This window comes from Biformimicrobium ophioploci, assembly GCF_030270605.1.
GTDB lineage: Bacteria > Pseudomonadota > Gammaproteobacteria > Pseudomonadales > Cellvibrionaceae > Biformimicrobium > Biformimicrobium ophioploci.
On the sequence record NZ_BSYJ01000003.1, the window covers coordinates 401,829 to 417,844 of the forward strand.

At 59.7% G+C, this 16,016-nt stretch carries 15 protein-coding genes; 13 read left to right on the forward strand and 2 right to left on the reverse strand.

Annotation, left to right across the window (positions count from 1 at the left end; translation table 11 throughout):
* Positions 1 to 38: 38 nt before the first annotated feature.
* The 7 genes from QSJ80_RS08485 (at position 39) to QSJ80_RS08515 (ending at position 7,927) form a co-directional block, all read left to right on the forward strand.
* Positions 39 to 1,217 carry a 1-acyl-sn-glycerol-3-phosphate acyltransferase gene (locus QSJ80_RS08485; protein WP_285764004.1) on the forward strand — a complete coding sequence of 393 codons (1,179 nt, stop codon included), beginning with the start codon at positions 39 to 41 and terminating at the stop codon, positions 1,215 to 1,217.
* Positions 1,218 to 1,320: 103 nt separating this feature from the next.
* Positions 1,321 to 3,462, forward strand: coding sequence for an ATP-dependent DNA helicase DinG (dinG, locus tag QSJ80_RS08490; RefSeq protein ID WP_285764005.1), 2,142 nt, complete (start codon positions 1,321 to 1,323; stop codon positions 3,460 to 3,462).
* Between the two features lie 11 nt (positions 3,463 to 3,473).
* A complete protein-coding gene (locus QSJ80_RS08495; protein WP_285764006.1) occupies positions 3,474 to 3,809 on the forward strand; it encodes a YqcC family protein in 336 nt (111 codons plus the stop codon).
* Between the two features lie 182 nt (positions 3,810 to 3,991).
* Positions 3,992 to 4,633, forward strand: coding sequence for an ATP-dependent zinc protease family protein (locus tag QSJ80_RS08500; RefSeq protein WP_285764007.1), 642 nt, complete (start codon positions 3,992 to 3,994; stop codon positions 4,631 to 4,633).
* A 50-nt stretch (positions 4,634 to 4,683) separates the two neighbouring features.
* Positions 4,684 to 6,216, forward strand: coding sequence for an inactive transglutaminase family protein (locus QSJ80_RS08505; RefSeq protein ID WP_285764008.1), 1,533 nt, complete (start codon positions 4,684 to 4,686; stop codon positions 6,214 to 6,216).
* A 21-nt stretch (positions 6,217 to 6,237) separates the two neighbouring features.
* Positions 6,238 to 7,230 carry an alpha-L-glutamate ligase-like protein gene (locus tag QSJ80_RS08510; RefSeq protein ID WP_285764009.1) on the forward strand — a complete coding sequence of 331 codons (993 nt, stop codon included), beginning with the start codon at positions 6,238 to 6,240 and terminating at the stop codon, positions 7,228 to 7,230.
* Between the two features lie 70 nt (positions 7,231 to 7,300).
* Entirely contained in the window at positions 7,301 to 7,927 is a 627-nt protein-coding gene (locus tag QSJ80_RS08515; protein WP_285764010.1) for a DsbA family protein, read from the forward strand.
* A 53-nt stretch (positions 7,928 to 7,980) separates the two neighbouring features.
* Here QSJ80_RS08515 and QSJ80_RS08520 read toward each other — a convergent pair whose 3' ends face one another.
* Complete coding sequence (locus QSJ80_RS08520; RefSeq protein WP_285764011.1) at positions 7,981 to 9,144, reverse strand: acyl-CoA desaturase; 1,164 nt, start codon at positions 9,142 to 9,144, stop codon at positions 7,981 to 7,983.
* A 321-nt stretch (positions 9,145 to 9,465) separates the two neighbouring features.
* Here QSJ80_RS08520 and QSJ80_RS08525 point away from each other — a divergent pair, with 321 nt between their 5' ends.
* Complete coding sequence (locus tag QSJ80_RS08525) at positions 9,466 to 11,493, forward strand: hybrid sensor histidine kinase/response regulator (RefSeq protein ID WP_285764012.1); 2,028 nt, start codon at positions 9,466 to 9,468, stop codon at positions 11,491 to 11,493.
* Here the strand turns inward: QSJ80_RS08525 and QSJ80_RS08530 are convergent.
* Positions 11,490 to 12,293, reverse strand: coding sequence for an inositol monophosphatase family protein (locus QSJ80_RS08530; RefSeq protein ID WP_285764013.1), 804 nt, complete (start codon positions 12,291 to 12,293; stop codon positions 11,490 to 11,492). The two genes, QSJ80_RS08525 and QSJ80_RS08530, sit on opposite strands and share 4 nt — an antisense overlap.
* Positions 12,294 to 12,598: 305 nt before the next feature.
* Here QSJ80_RS08530 and trmJ point away from each other — a divergent pair, with 305 nt between their 5' ends.
* The 5 genes from trmJ to iscA all read left to right on the forward strand — a co-directional run bounded on the left by trmJ (position 12,599) and on the right by iscA (position 15,991).
* The gene (gene trmJ / locus QSJ80_RS08535; RefSeq protein WP_285764014.1) at positions 12,599 to 13,369 is read left to right on the forward strand and encodes a tRNA (cytosine(32)/uridine(32)-2'-O)-methyltransferase TrmJ; all 771 of its coding nucleotides are present in this window, start codon (positions 12,599 to 12,601) and stop codon (positions 13,367 to 13,369) included.
* 110 nt (positions 13,370 to 13,479) lie between these two features.
* Positions 13,480 to 13,968 carry an Rrf2 family transcriptional regulator gene (locus QSJ80_RS08540; RefSeq protein ID WP_285764015.1) on the forward strand — a complete coding sequence of 163 codons (489 nt, stop codon included), beginning with the start codon at positions 13,480 to 13,482 and terminating at the stop codon, positions 13,966 to 13,968.
* Positions 13,969 to 14,008: 40 nt separating this feature from the next.
* Positions 14,009 to 15,223: an IscS subfamily cysteine desulfurase gene (locus QSJ80_RS08545; RefSeq protein WP_285764016.1), complete on the forward strand. Its 1,215-nt coding sequence runs from the start codon at positions 14,009 to 14,011 to the stop codon at positions 15,221 to 15,223.
* 20 nt (positions 15,224 to 15,243) lie between these two features.
* Positions 15,244 to 15,639 (forward strand): Fe-S cluster assembly scaffold IscU, encoded by a 396-nt coding sequence (iscU, locus tag QSJ80_RS08550; RefSeq protein ID WP_285764017.1) that lies wholly within the window; start codon positions 15,244 to 15,246, stop codon positions 15,637 to 15,639.
* 28 nt (positions 15,640 to 15,667) lie between these two features.
* Entirely contained in the window at positions 15,668 to 15,991 is a 324-nt protein-coding gene (gene iscA / locus QSJ80_RS08555) for an iron-sulfur cluster assembly protein IscA (RefSeq protein ID WP_285764018.1), read from the forward strand.
* Positions 15,992 to 16,016: the final 25 nt, after the last annotated feature.

The window sequence follows — 16,016 nt, forward strand, 5'->3', positions numbered from 1 at the left end:
GCAGGCTGTTGCAGTATAAGGGCGATCAAGTGGTTTTCATGAAAGCGAGCAACATAGATCCCGCTGTGTTCGAGGATATGCGCCCCTACCGCGATGATGAGGTGCGTGCGGTCCTTGATCGAATGATCAACGACAAGGAAGCGGCCCGCGCGATGGCGCACTTCCTGGTACCCGGCTACGCGAGCAAGCTGGAGCGTCCGTTTGCCTGGATGGTGCGGCAGTTCCTGCGCTTCCAGCTGCGCAACGTCACCAATGTTTATGAATTCCAGGAAGTCATTGCTTCCTACATGGGCAAGGTCATCGATCGCTCGACATCGGCCCTTACCATCTCTGGCCTGGATGAGCTGCCGAAGGATCGGGCCTGCCTGTTTGTCAGTAATCACCGTGATATCGCCATGGATCCCGCGTTGTCGATTATCAGCATGTACCGTAAGGGTCACAATACCGCACGTATCGCCATCGGCGACAACCTGCTCTCCAAGCAGTTCGCGGCAGATTTGATGAAGCTGAACAAATGCTTTGTGGTGACCCGTAACGCCAGCTCACGTCGTGAGAAGCTGGCGGCGGCCACCCGGCTGTCCAACTATATCTACCATTCCATCGTCAACGACAATGAACATGTCTGGATCGCACAGCGCTCCGGGCGCGCGAAGGATGGCCTGGACCGCACCAATCCCGCGCTATTGGCGATGTTCTCCATGACCAAGGACAAGGAGACGCCGTTTGCAGACTTCTGGCGCAAGCTGCACATAGTGCCGCTGGCCATCTCCTACGAGTGGGATCCGGGCGATCGCAGCAAGGCGCGCGAGGTCTATGTAAAGACCCATGAAGGCGAGTACCAGAAGGGCAAGCACGAGGACCTGGGCAGCATTGGCAAGGGAGTCATGGGTTACAAGGGCCATGTCCACGCTGCCTTCGGTACCCCGATCGAAGCGGACTTTGCAGATGTGACCGAGATGGCGGAGGAGATTGACCGCCAGATCATCAACAATTACGTGCTGCATGCCACCAACCTGATCGCCTATGAGATGCTGTATCGCGAGACGCCGAAGCTCGACTACTCCTACCCGGCCCGCTCCTGGGACCCGGCAGAGAACGAAGCGGTACGCGAGAAGTTCGAGGCACGCCTCGCCAAGGCGCCACCAGAGTTGCGGGACCTGATCCTCGCCCAGTACGCCAACCCGGTTGTGTCCCGGCTCGCATACAGCAACGACTGAGCTTGCTGCGGCGGCTTTTGCTGCTGACTGGCGCGCCCGGCTTTACAAGCCGGTGGCGCGCCGCGCATTATCCCCTACCTGCATTCCCCATTGATCATTGCCCATGCTCAGCAACACCCAGAAATCCGCGATCCAGACTGCCTACTCGACCTTCCTGGAGGCCCGGGGCCTGAAGGCGCGATATGGACAGAAGCTGATGATTGCGGCCATTGCGCGGACCCTGGGTAACGTGGCACTGGCGACAGACGGCCGTCGCGACCTGCGCGAGAATCCGGGCCAGCATATCTGTGTGGTGGAGGCGGGCACCGGAACGGGCAAGACCATTGCGTACCTGCTGGGGGCGATCCCCCTGGCACAGGCGCTGGGTAAGAAACTGGTGGTGTCTACCGCCACTATCGCGCTGCAGGAGCAGATCGTACACAAGGACTTGCCAGAGTTGCTGCGCCACTCGGGCCTCAAGTTTGATTTTGTGCTGGCAAAGGGGCGTGGTCGCTACATGTGCCTGACCAAACTGGACCAGCTGCTCAGCAGTTTCAGTGAGTCCGGCGATGCACTCTCAATGCCGCTATATGAGGACGAGGCGCCGGTGGTGGATGCCACCGGCATGAAACTGCTGCAGACCATGACCGACAAACTGGCTGTGGGAGAGTGGGATGGCGATCGCGACTCCTGGCCCGAGCCGGTGGAAGAGCGCGATTGGCGCCTGGTTACCACCGACCATCGCCAGTGCACCGGCCGCCGCTGCCCCCATGTCAGTCGCTGCGCCTACTTCCGCGCCCGTGAGGATCTGACTTCCACGGACGTCATCGTCGCCAACCACGACCTGGTACTTGCGGACCTGGCGCTCGGAGGCGGCGCCATTCTGCCTGCACCGGAAGACACCATCTACGTATTCGACGAGGGCCATCACCTGCCGGACAAGGCCCTCAATCACTTTGCCCATCACAGCCGCCTTGGTGCCACGCGTGGCTGGGTCGACCAGGCCAACAAGAATATCGCCAGTATGATGGCGGAAATCTCCGACGGCAGTGACCTCGACCACTATGGCGAGCAACTGCCTGCGGCTTTCCTGAGGGTGAAGGAGCAGCTGGACCTGATGTGGCCGCTGCTCGAGGAAACTGCGATCTTCGACGATGAGCGGGCCCAGGTGCAACGCTATCGTTTCGAGCACGGCGTGGTGCCGGATGCGGTGCGTATGTTGGCGGAGCAGTTGCGGGATCGATTCGACGAGCTCGAGGAGCTGCTCAACAAGATGCTCCTGACCGCGCAGAAGTACCTGGATGACCAGCACAGCCCGGTGCCGGCAGTAGACCTGGAGCGCTGGTATGCCGTACTCGGCAACTGGCATGGCCGGGCCGACGGCAACCTGCAGCTCTGGGCGAGCTATGCGCGTGCGGACGAGGAGGGCGGCCTGCCCAGGGCGCGCTGGATTACCCTGGTGGAATCCGGCAGCGGGGTGGATTTTGAGGTTTGCTCATCGCCTATTCTCGCGGGCCGCACCCTGGAGTTCGGGCTGTGGCAACGCTGTTTTGCCGCGGTGATCACTTCCGCGACCCTGACCGCACTTGGCAAATTTGATCGCCTGCGCATGCGCGCGGGCACGCCCGACAATGCCGCCTATGAAGTGGTCCCCAGCCCGTTTGATTTCTCCAACGGTGTATTGCAGGTGCCGGCTGGTGCCGTGGATGCCGGTAATGCCGCGCAGCACACCGACGCGGTCATCGAGTGCCTGCCAGGCCTGCTGGACGAGAAAGAGGGCTCCCTGGTGCTGTTTTCCTCGCGTCGGCAGATGGAAACCGTGTACGAGTCCCTGCCGGCTCGCTGGCGCGAACAGATCCTGATGCAGGGGCAGAAGTCGCGCCAGCTGCTACTGGAGCGGCACAAGGCCAGGATCGATGGCGGTGACGGCAGTGTCCTGTTCGGTCTGGCGAGTTTTGCCGAGGGCGTGGACCTGCCGGGCAAATATTGCCAGCACGTGGTGATCGCCAAGCTGCCGTTCAACGTGCCGGATGATCCGATCGATGCGGCCCTGGCCGAGTGGATTGAAACCACCGGCGGCAACCCGTTTATGCAGATATCGGTGCCGGATGCGGCGCTAAAACTGGTGCAGGCCTGCGGGCGACTGCTGCGCTCGGAGGGGGATAGGGGCACCATTACCCTGCTGGACCGCCGAATCGTTTCGCGTCGTTACGGCAAGGCGATGCTAAACTCTCTGCCTCCCTTCAAGCGTGTGATTGAATCCTGAGGGGCCGTGAAATGTCGAACAACAGCACCCACGAAAACCTTGCCACCCTGCTGCTGTCACTCGAAGGTGCACTGCGCCAGGCATCGCTATGGCAGGAGTCTGCCCCGGTGCCAGAGGCATTGCTCAGCACCCAGCCCTTCTGCATAGATACCCTGACGTTTCCACAGTGGTTACAGTTTATCTTCCTGCCGCGCATGCGCTGGATTGTGGAGCAGGGTGACGCGCTGCCGGCCAAATGCGGCATTGCGCCCATGGCAGAGGAATATTTCCGGCCGCTGCCGGTCAGCGGCGAAACCGTTGTCCGTGTCCTGATCGAGATCGACGAGTGCCTGATGGCGCAGGAATGACCGGTTAGGCAGGAATTTACCCTGGCGCCGTCTGTGATCCGGTTGGCTGCCCGGTCTTGCCTCTATTTACAGGTATCACCGTTCAGGTAGTATTCGAGCCTGACTGGCGCATGGTGCGTCATGCAATCCTGCCATTGGGGGGTGTTTTGGTTCAGACGTTTAAGCACCGGGCGGCTTTATTTGTGCTCGCGGCAACCGTGGGCCTGGCCGGCTGTGAAACAAATCCGTTTGTCCGTTCCGGCGAACCGCAGGGGGGCGCCCAGGTTGACGAGACCGCGCTCAGTGCGCAGGCGTGCCCGGAGCCGGTAATGGTGGAGCCCATCTGTCCGGAGCCGGAGGAGCGTATTGTCGAACGGGTGATCGAGCGCACCTTCGAAAAGGTCGTGGAAGTACCCGTTGCCAAGAACAAGATGGTGCTCGGCTCTGTAGAGTTCTTCGAGCTCAATCCCGGTGAACTGCACCTCAAGGCCCGTGTCGATACCGGTGCCGCGACCACCTCCCTCAGCGCACTGGACCTCGCCATCTTTGAGCGGGACGGCGACAAGTGGGTTCGCTTCCACATGCCAAACCCGAAAGGCGGAATACCTATCGAGGTGGAGTTGCCGGTGGAGCGCTTTGTGCGAATCAAGCGGCATGGTTTCGACAGCCAGCGTCGCCCTGTGGTGCTGATGAATGTCACCGTCGGCGACCGTACCCACCTGATCGAGGTGAACCTGACAGATCGCAGCGGCTTCGATTACAGCCTGCTGATTGGCAGGAACTTCCTGAAGGACAATGCCGTCGTCGATGTAAGTCGCAAGTATCTGGCCGGCAAGGCCATGTAGTGCCGCTGCTTAAGGGGCCGCAGTTATAACAACAAGCAGGTAACAGGCGCATGTCGCCAAGAGCACAAGTCTACATACTCGCACTCATCCTCGCGGTGCTCGGTGCGGGGCTCACAATCTACAAGAGTTCGGTATTGGGTTTTCCCCTGATGCCGGGTGCCTACCGCACCGTATGGACCATTGAGGCCAAGGTGGAATTCCTTGCCGAGGGCGGGCCGGCCAAGGTCGCGCTGGCCCTGCCGCGCGCGCAGCGCAACATGCGCGTGCTGGATGAGACCTTCAGCTCGGCCGGTTACGGGTTCAATATTCGACATGACGGCGACGACTATCGCGCAGTCTGGTCGCGCCGCGAAGTCGAGGGGCGTCAGTCGTTATTCTATAAATTGCAGACCTACCAGGTTGCCGGCGAGCCATTGACGCAGCCGCTGGACTTCAGCACGGATGTGCGCAAGCCGTTTATGGGATCCCGGGAGCAGGAAGCGGTAGGGCAGGCAATCAACTCCATTATCGAACGCGCGAGAGTCGCTTCCTCAGATATCGAAACCTTCACCAGCCAGATACTGGTACAGCTCAACGATAGCGGTGACCAGGATCGCAATATGGTGATGAGTCATTACCAGGACAGCTCGCTGGCGGACGTTGCTCTTTACGTGCTGTCTGTGGCCGAAGTCCCGGCGCACCGGATCCGGGGCCTGTACCTGGAAGATGATAGGCGCCGGCTGCAGGCGGAAGAATTGCTCGAGGTATACGATGGCAGTGAGTGGATAGCCTTCGAGCCGCGCAGCGGTTCGCCGGGCGTGCCAGCCAATTTCTTTATCTGGCAGCGCGGAGGCAAGAGCCTGCTGGATGTGGAGGGGGGCAACCGGTCCAGTGTTACATTCTCGGTGATCGCCAATGACGTTCCGGCGCGGACAGTAGCCAAGAAAATGACCAGTCGCGAGAAAGATGCGCTGGTCGATTTTTCCATTTACAGCCTGCCCATCGAGCAGCAGAGTATTTTCAAGCTGATCCTGCTGGTACCGGTTGGGGCGCTGGTGGTGGTGTTCCTGCGGGTTATCGTTGGGCTGCGCACCTCAGGTACCTTTATGCCGGTGCTGCTGGCGATTGCCTTCATTGAGACGCAACTGGTGACCGGCCTTGCGATCTTCCTGCTGGTGGTCGCGCTGGGGCTCTGGGTGCGTTTCTATCTCAGTCGGCTCAATCTGCTGCTGGTCGCGCGAATAACCGCGGTGGTGGTGACGGTGGTAATACTGATGGGCGCGATCAGCGTAATCAGTTACAAGCTGGGCATTGAGCAGGCACTGATGGTGACCTTCTTCCCGATGATTATCCTGGCGTGGACAATCGAGCGTATGTCGATCTTGTGGGAGGAAGACGGTCCCGACGAGGTTTTGATCCAGGGCGCTGGCTCGCTGATTGTGGCGGTATTGGCTTACTGGCTGATGACCAATCGCTATATTGAGCACTGGACCTTCAACTTCCCTGAACTGTTGCTGGTGTTGCTTGGCGCGGTGCTGGTGCTCGGCAATTACACCGGCTACCGCTTCAGTGAATTGCTGCGCTTCCGGCAGCTTGTGCGCTAGGTTGGGGTCCGTAGAGAAACGATGACCAGACACAACCCGTGGAAACAGCGCATCAAGGAGTTTTTTTCCAGCTGGCTGGTATCGCCGGCGGAGCTGCGCAGCTACGGGGTGCTCGGTATGAACGCGCGCAATATCCGCTATATCGCGCACTACAATGATCGCACCCGTTATCCGGTAGTGGATGACAAGTTCAAAACCAAACTGGCCGCGCGCAAGGCAAATATCCCGGTACCGGAATTGCTCGCCACCATGGACAGTCAGGCAGGCCGCAAAGCGCTGCTGCACACGATCGAGCAGTGCGAAAAGTTTGTGATCAAGCCCGCTCGCGGTTCCGGGGGTAAGGGCATCCTGGTGATCAACGGCCGCGATGGCGATCTCTACGTAAAACCCTCGGGGGTACGTGTCACAACCGAGGATGTCCTGCGGCATGCCAGTAACATCCTCAGTGGCCTGTACAGCCTCGGCGGCAAGCCGGACCGGGTGCTGGTGGAGGCCATGATCGACTTTGACCCGGCACTCGCAGATTACTCCTTTGAAGGAGTGCCGGACATTCGCATTATCGTGTTCCGCGGCTTTCCGGTGATGGCGATGCTGCGTTGTTCCACCCATGCGTCTGATGGCAAGGCCAACCTGCACCAGGGCGCGGTTGGCGTCGGCGTGGATTTGGCCAGCGGCCGGGCAATACACGCGGTGCGGCACGGTTACCGCGTGGACCGGCACCCGGATACGGAGATGCCGTTCGACAAGCTGGTGGTACCGGACTGGAGCCGGGTGATCCGGCTGGCCGCGAGCTGCTATGAAATGACGGGTCTCGGTTACCTCGGGTGCGACATCGTGCTCGACCGCAAACGCGGGCCGCTGCTGCTTGAGGCCAATGCCCGCCCCGGCCTGGCAATCCAGATTGCCAACGGCGGCGGCTTGCGGGGTCGACTCAAAATGATCGAATCGCTGGAGCCCGAACAGTTTGAGAAGAACGTCGAGGAACGGGTCAGGTACTCGCAGCTGATCTTCTGAGCGCTTCGCTACACTTGTGCCGCTACGGTCTAATCATTTGCCAAGTCAGCCTGATTCCGGTTTTTCAGCTATGCGTACGCTTCTCTATTTCGCCGACCCGATGTGCTCCTGGTGCTGGGGCTTTGCCCCGGTCATGCAACAGATAGTGGAACATTACGGTGGTCAGGTTCCGGTTTCGGTGTTGATGGGTGGTTTGCGTGTGGGGGTGCAGGAGCCCTGGGATGCGCGCAGTCGCATTGAAATACGCAATCACTGGCAGCACGTTCAGCAGGCCACCGGCCAGCCTTTCGACTTTTCCAAATTCGATAATGAATCCTTTGTCTACGACTGTGAGCCGGCGTGTCGTGCTGTGGTTGCGGTCAGGCGCATGGACTTTGCAGCGGCGCTGCCATTTCTGGAGTCGTTGCAGGCGGCCTTCTACCGCGATAATCGCGATATCACCCGCGAAGATGAGTTGTTGCGGCTGGTGCGTGCTAATGGCCTGGATACTGAGGTGTTTTCTGGCCTGTACCATTCCGGTGAGGCCGCACAGGAACTGGTGACGGATTTTCAGGTTCGTAACCAGCTGGGCATTCAGGGCTTCCCGACCCTGATCGGGAGTACCTCGTCAAAGAATCATGCACTGACGGTTGGCTACTCGGATTTTGAGAATGTCTCGGTTGCCATTGAGCGCTGGCTCAAGCTGACCCCTGCCTGAAAACAAAGAACCCCGCGCAAGCGGGGCTCCTTTCAAACGATTCAGGCGGGTGCTCAGTGCGCCGGCGCCAGGTGGAATTGGTCCATCATGATCTGCAGGCGCTTGCGCTGCATCTTCAGGCTGTACTCGATTTCTTTTACCTTGGTGTGTACCGCGGCGCTTTCCCACTTCTCCACCAGGCGCTCGCGCGCGGCTTCATAGCGTGACTGCTGCAGCTCGGTCCAGGTATTGATCGCCTGCTTGAATTCAGCGGTTTCTTTCTCAAGCAGTGCGCGCCAGCTTTCCTTGTGCTTGGACTTCTCCAGCTTCTGCTCGGCCCGCTTGAACTGCATTGCCAGCATCGCGCGCTGGATCTTGAGTGAAGGTACTGTTTTCAGGTTGCGTGCCAGTCCCAGCCAGCTGGATACCTTGATTACCCATTTTGTTGGATCCCACTGGTACCAACGGATGCCGTTGCGGTAGTCGGTCTGGAAGATGTGGTGATAGTTATGGTATCCCTCGCCGAAAGTGAAGAACGCCAGTAGGTCGTTGTCGCGTGCGGTGTTCTCATCGGTGTACGGCTGGCGACCCCAGATGTGCGCAAGCGAATTGATGAAGAATGTGGTGTGGTGGTTCACCACGATGCGCAGCACGCCCGCCAGCAGCAGCATGGCAATCACGTCGCCGGTCAGCAGGCCGAGGAAAACCGGCAGGCCGATATTCATCACCAGTACCAGCGGCAGGTAGTAGCGGTGCTGGAACATCACGATCGGATCGCGCTGCAGGTCTTTTACGTTGTCGAAGTTGAGCTCGCCACTTTTGTATTCACGCAGCATCCAGCCAATATGGGAGAACCAGAAGCCGCGCTTGGCGGAGTAAGGGTCCTTCTCATTGTCATCGCAGTGGCGGTGGTGGCGGCGGTGGCCGGAAGACCAAATCAGGGCGCTGTTCTGCAGGGTGGCGGCGCCGAACAGTGCGAAAATCCAGCGCAGCAGCCAGTGGGCTTCGTAGGTCTTGTGGGACCAGAGGCGGTGGTAGCCGGCAGTGATGGAGAAGCCACCCAAGGCGCCATAGACCGCAAACGCGAGCCATTCGAACCATTCGTAGCCGTAAACGATGCCGTAAAGGGGTACCAGCACCAGCGCGACAAGCATGGTTGCACTGAACAGGATGGTCGTGACCCAGATCAGGGGGGCCTGTTCTTTGTCCTGGGGAGGGGTTTGTACTTCGGAATTCATAGATAACGCCTGTGAGTAAATCCGCTGTGAATAAAATGTGACCGCAATGGCTAATTTGGTCTTTTTATTCATATGTTCGTGATGCTACCGGAAGTTGGTCGGGATAGCACCTGTATTTGGCGCGTTTTGCAACCAATTGGTCGTGTCCCCGTTCCGAAAATGCCAAGCCGCGACGATCAGTGCGGTCCATCCAGCGCAATTTCCGGACCCGCTGCGACCAAGTCTATTCCCCGAAGCGCCGCAGAGGGGTAATGTAGGGCGAAAAGGCGCGTACTTCCCCTGGCTGCAGGGTGAGTATCTGAACTGATTGAGGGCATTGCGGTGGCCAGAGACCTGGAGAACAAACGGGAATTTCAGCTGGCGGGTGGGCATATCATCCCGACCCGCCCGTTTGACGCGCGCACTCCTGAAGAGCTGGCGCGCCAGGTCGAGAACCTGCACAACCTGTATCTGGACCACTACTGCGGGATCTGGGAGTGGAAGCCGAGCGGCGACAGTGTCGTCACCGGTGAGTTCTGGGACCAGTTTGGCGCGGCCGACAGTGTGCTGGAGCAGCTGCTGTGCGGCGACAGCCCTGCGCTGGTGCATCATGAAGACTTGTCTGCTGTGCAGGCGGCCTGGTCCGCGCTGGTCGGCAAGCAGCGCCGCATGGACCTGACGGCGCGGGCCTTCGATCGTGAAGGGAACCTCTGTTGGGTGCGTATGTGGGGGCGCTGTGCGCTGGAGTCGGGCGAGAAGGTATTCGCCGGTGGCTGTGAGGATGTGACCCCGCAGGCAGCAGAGCAAAATTACTGGCGCCTGCAGGCGGAGAAAATCTCCTCCGCAATCACCGCAGTGGGTGACGGTCTGTGGGAGTGGGATATTCCGAGTGGGCGTCTGATTTGGTCCGTGGGCTGCTTCGAGGCGCTGGGTTACACCGGAGAGAATATGCCGGAGCAACCGGATGCGGAGTTCCTGCGGCAGCACCTGGATGCCGAACAGTTTGCACGGATCGAACAGGCGGTGCAGGACAATGCACAGAACAAGCGCCCGTTTGTGGTCGAGTTTCAGGTGCGTCATCTCAGCGGCCGCTTGCTCTGGTACCGGGCGCGGGCCCACCTGAGGCTCGACGAGAATGGCCAGCCTGAACGGATCACGGGTACCACCCAGGATATTACCTCTACCCGCCAGAGCCAGCTTCTGCGCCAGAGCGAGCGCGAGTCGCGTTTGGCGCACACCCAGGCAACATTGCTTTCGAGCCTCGGGCACGAACTTAAAACGCCGCTCAATGCGATTCTGGGCTATTCGCAGCTGTTCGATCACGACCAGAAGCTGACTCCTGAGCAGCGCGAGCAGATTTTTGAAATACGTCGCGCCGGTAAACACCTGCTGCACCTTGTGGATGATGTGATGGATCTTGCCAGGATCGATGTCGAGGAGCTGGCAACAGCGGTTACCGCCGTCAATCCTGCGCAGCTGATTCGGGAGAGCGCGGCGCTGCTGGTACCGCTCGCGGAAGCGCGCAAGGTGACGCTGGAATTTGATGAGGCAGAGTGGCGCCAGGCATATGTGGGCGCGGATCCTGTGAGGCTCAAGCAGATCGTAGTGAACCTTGTGGGGAATGCGGTTAAATACAATGTACCGGGCGGTCGCGTCGCAATCAGTCTCAGCCTGCAGGCCAAGCGTGTGCTGCGGTTAAGCGTGATGGATACCGGTATAGGAATCCCGACCGAGCTCAGGGATAAGGTGTTCGAGCCGTTTAACCGGCTGGGTGCGGAAGCCGGCGATGTCGAGGGCACCGGCATCGGCCTCGCAATCACGCGACGCTTGACCGAGGGTATGGGTGGCAGTATCGATTTCGAAAGTCATCCCGGCCAGGGTTCGGTGTTCTGGGTCGACTTCCCTCTGGTGGACGCACCGCCGGAGACCGCGGCAAGGGCGCCAGGGGTGGAGCGGGTAGTCCGTCTGCCAGCCTGCCGACTGCTCTATGTCGATGACAAGCCTGCCAACGCACGCCTGCTGGAGCGTTTGTTCAGGCGTTTCCCCCAGGCGGAGCTGGAGTGCGTTTCCGATGCGGTCGAGGCACTGTTTGTCGCGCGCACACGGCCGCCTGATGTGCTGCTGCTGGACACTTCAGCGCCGGGGATGAGTACAGAGAGCCTGCTTGAAATCCTCAATGCAGATGAGTGCACGCGTGGCATTCCGGTCGTTGCCCTGGGGGCCCTGGCGCAGCAGCATGATGGGCAGTTTGCGGCCCAGCTCGGGCGTCCCATAGAGATGCCGTTGCTTGTTTCTGTCCTGGCGCGCTGCCTCGCGCCAGCCGCGTCCCCCGCGACGGTGGTCGCCGCGGAGGAAGAGTCGGTGGTTTAGCGCAGTTTGCCCATGTGCTTGCCGACAATCTGCAGCAGTGGTTTGAATACTTTCGGGCTGCCGCACACGATATCGCCGCTTTCCAGGTAACCGTTACCACCCTTGAAGTCACTGGAGAGGCCACCAGCCTCGCGCACCAGCAGGCTGCCGGCTGCGATATCCCAGCTGTTGAGGTTCATTTCCCAGAAGCCGTCAAAACGGCCGGCCGCAACATAGGCCAGGTCCAGTGCAGCGGCGCCCGGGCGGCGGATGCCCGCAGTCTTACCTGCAATTTCACTGAGTGCGGCCAGGTACGGCGCGATATTTTCGTAGGAGTATCCGTTGAACGGGATACCGGTGCCGATCAGGGCGCCGTCCAGGCCGGGGCGCTTGGAAACGCGGATCCTGCGGCCGTTCAGTGTGGCGCCGCGGCCGCGGCTTGCAGTGAATTCCTCGCGCTTGATCGGGTCGAGGACCACGGCGTGCTCGATCTGGCCGCGGTAGCGGCAGGCAATGGAGATCGCGAACTGCGGGATGCCGTGGATGAAATTGGTAGTGCCGTCGAGCGGGTCAATGATCCACTCGTAATCCGGGTCTGCGCCTTCAATCAGGCCGCTTTCCTCGGCGCGGAAGCTGTGCTTGGGGTATGCCTTGCGCAGGTGGTAGATGAGCTCCTGCTCACTTGCCTTGTCGACTTCGGTGACGAAGTCGTTCCGTCCTTTTTCCTCAAAGCTCAGAACGTCGGTGCGTTCCCAGGCGCGTTCGATAAGGGTTGCGGCGCTGCGCGCGGCGCGCAGGGCAATATTCAGCATCGGTTCCATAAAACATCAATACCTGACTGATCGGGCACGAATGCGTGCGCCCGGTGGTGGACGGTTGGCAGCGGACTGCCACAAGACAACTTTAGAAAGAACGGCCCGGCATTGCCGGTAGCCCGGCGCGAGCGGCGCGCATTGTAGCAACAAACCGGGGCCGCCGGGCAAGTATTGACGCGGTGACCGGGCGGAGTGCTCCGACGGGGCCTGCGCAGCGAGGGCACACTACTATAGTAGGCGGTCGCATTTTGCTACACTCCGCGCCCGATCAAGGTTGTCCATTCGAGTAATTTAGGTCCGCTGGCGAAGATATGGCTGATTCCCCCCTTCACAATATTCGTATCGTTCTGGTCAATACGGCCCATCCCGGCAATATCGGCGGTGCGGCAAGGGCCCTGAAGAACATGGGGCTAGTGCAGTTGTACCTGGTTGCGCCGCGGGAATTCCCTGCAGCCAATGCGGTGTGGCGCGCCTCCAATGCCGCTGACCTGTTGGACACCGCTGTGGTGGTGGACACGCTGGAGGAGGCGGTTGCGGATTGTGGCCTGGTGGTGGCAACCAGTGCCCGCGAGCGCCGGATCCCCTGGCCATTGCTGACCCCGCGCCAGTGCGGGGAGCGCGCGGTGGCGGAGGCAGCAGAGCACCCGGTAGCCATTGTGTTCGGGCGCGAAGACCGCGGCCTGACCAACGAGGAGCTGCAACGTTGTAACTACCACGTGCACATTCCCTCCAACCCGGAGTACAGCTCACTGAACCTGGCGACTGCGGTGCAGGTGCTGGCTTACGAAATGCGGGTTGCGCACCTGGAGGCCGAGCAGGGCAAGGCGCTTGAGTACACCGACTGGGATCGCCCGCCGGCGCGCCAGCAGGAACTGGAAGCTTATTTCGAGCATCTGCAGGAGACGCTTGAAACCCTCGGGTTCCTGGAGCCGGACAACCCGCGCCAGACCATGGTGCGCCTGCGTCGACTGTACAGTCGAGTGCGTCCGGATGATATGGAACTGGGTATCCTGCGCGGGGTACTCACCTCAATTCGCAATTTTATCTATTACTCCAAGGGTGGCGATAGCCAGAATAAATAGACGGGACCAAATACCCGACTGTTTTAGTTGGTTATATACTTGACTATAGAGGTGGGGTATTTCATACTCCGCGCCGTTTAGCAACGGGTAGAGTCACAGGCGGAGGCTCCATGCGATTGACAACCAAAGGGCGATACGCGGTCACGGCAATGCTGGATCTGGCCCTGCATGGTGAGAAAGGCCCAATCAGCCTGTCCGATATCGCCCAGAGACAGGACATATCGCTGTCCTACCTCGAGCAGCTGTTTTCCAAGTTACGCCAGGCCGAGCTGGTGTCCAGCGTACGCGGGCCCGGCGGCGGTTACCGGCTGGCACGGGGCAGCGACGACATACATGTCGCCGAGATCATTGATGCGGTCAATGAGTCGGTGGATGCGACCAATTGTGGTCGCGGCAGTGGCTGCGCTTCCGGCGAGAAATGCCTGACGCACCACCTTTGGAGCGACCTGAGCGACCAGATCCATGTGTTCCTGAGTGGCATCAGCCTCTCCGGACTGGTGGCTCGCGCGGACGTACAGCAGGTCGCCCAGCGCCAGCACGAGAAGGAGCTGGCGGCGCAGGATATCGAACAGAAAATTGAAATCATCGGCGGGCCCTGAGGGCGGCCGGTTTTTAGAGACCGAGGTTTGTGAGGCCAGCATGAAGCTTCCGATTTATTTAGATTACGCTGCGACCACTCCGGTGGATCCGCGCGTCGCCAAGAAAATGGCGGAGTGCATGACGCTTGAAGGTAACTTCGGTAACCCGGCGTCCCGCTCACACGCATACGGCTGGCATGCCGAGGCGGCCGTGGAGGACGCGCGCAAGCACGTCGCAGACCTGCTCAATGCTGATCCGCGCGAGATCGTATGGACCAGTGGTGCGACAGAGTCTGACAACCTGGCGATCAAGGGTGCTGCACACTTCTACAGCAAGAAGGGCAAGCACATCATCACCTCGAAGATCGAGCACAAGGCTGTCCTGGACACCTGTCGCCAGCTGGAGCGTGAAGGCTTTGAGGTGACTTACCTGAATCCCCGTGAAGACGGTATTGTCTACCCGGAGCAGGTCGCTGAGGCCCTGCGCGATGACACCATCCTTGTCAGCCTGATGCACGTCAATAACGAGATTGGCGTTATCAACGATATTGCAGCGATCGGTGCACTGTGCCGTGAGCACAAAGTAATTTTCCACGTGGATGCGGCCCAAAGCCCGGGCAAGGTGCCGATCAACCTGCAGGAATTGCAGGTGGACCTGATGTCCCTGTCTGCACACAAGATGTATGGCCCGAAAGGCATTGGCGCGCTGTACGTGCGTCGTAAGCCGCGTGTACGCCTCGAAGCGCAGATGCACGGTGGCGGCCACGAGCGCGGTATGCGTTCCGGCACCCTGCCCACCCACCAGATCGTGGGTATGGGTGAGGCAGCGCGCATTGCCCGCGAAGAGATGGCGGCAGAATACGAGCATGTGCTCGCACTGCGCAATCGCTTCTGGGACCAGATCAAGGATATGGAAGAAGTCCATGTGAATGGCTCCTTCGAGCAGCGAGTGCCGCACAACCTGAATGTGAGCTTTGCCTTCGTGGAAGGCGAGAGCCTGATCATGTCGCTGAAAGACCTGGCGATGTCCTCCGGTTCGGCCTGTACTTCCGCGAGCCTGGAGCCCAGTTACGTGCTGCGTGCGCTTGGCGTCAATGACGAGCTGGCTCACAGCTCACTGCGCTTCAGTTTTGGACGTTTCACTACGGAAAGTGACGTCGACAGGGCAGCGGCCGAAGTTCGCACAGCGGTAGAAAAACTGCGTGAACTGTCCCCGTTGTGGGATATGTACAAGGACGGTATCGACCTGAACACTATTGAGTGGGCTGCCCACTAATTTCGTAGGAGGAAAACATCATGGCCTATAGCGACAAAGTAATTGATCACTACGAAAATCCGCGCAATGTCGGTCGCATGGATGACAACGACGATCACGTCGGTACCGGCATGGTCGGCGCGCCCGCTTGTGGTGACGTCATGCGCCTGCAGATCAAGGTAGACGATAACGGTGTGATCGAAGATGCCAAGTTCAAGACTTATGGCTGTGGTTCTGCGATTGCGTCCAGTTCACTGCTGACTGAATGGGTAAAAGGCAAGACCCTGGATGAGGCAGCGGAGATCAAAAATACCGCGATTGCAGAAGAGCTGGCATTGCCGCCGGTCAAGATCCACTGTTCTGTGCTGGCAGAAGATGCCATCAAGGCAGCGGTTCGCGATATTCGCACCAAGCGTGGCGAGACTGTCAGCGAGTAAGTGACAGCGAAGGATTGAGGTAGAACTGATGGCACTAACCATGACCGAGGCCGCGCAGGTACACGTTGCACGGCAGCTGGCGGAGCGCGGCAAGGGCATTGGCATTCGGGTAGGCATCAAGACGGCGGGCTGCTCAGGGCTGTCTTATGTGCTTGAGTTTGTCGACGACGTTGCCGATGAAGACGAGGTCTTCGAAGCCGGCGGTGTAAAGCTGGTGGTCGACCCGAAAAGTTTTGTATACCTTGACGGAACCGAGCTGGATTTCGTCAAGGAAGGCCTCAACGAGGGCTTTCAGTTCACCAACCCGAATGTGAAAAACCAGTGCGGTTGCGGCGAGAGTTTTCACGTTTGATGCCAGCCCGCGCAGCTCGCTCCAA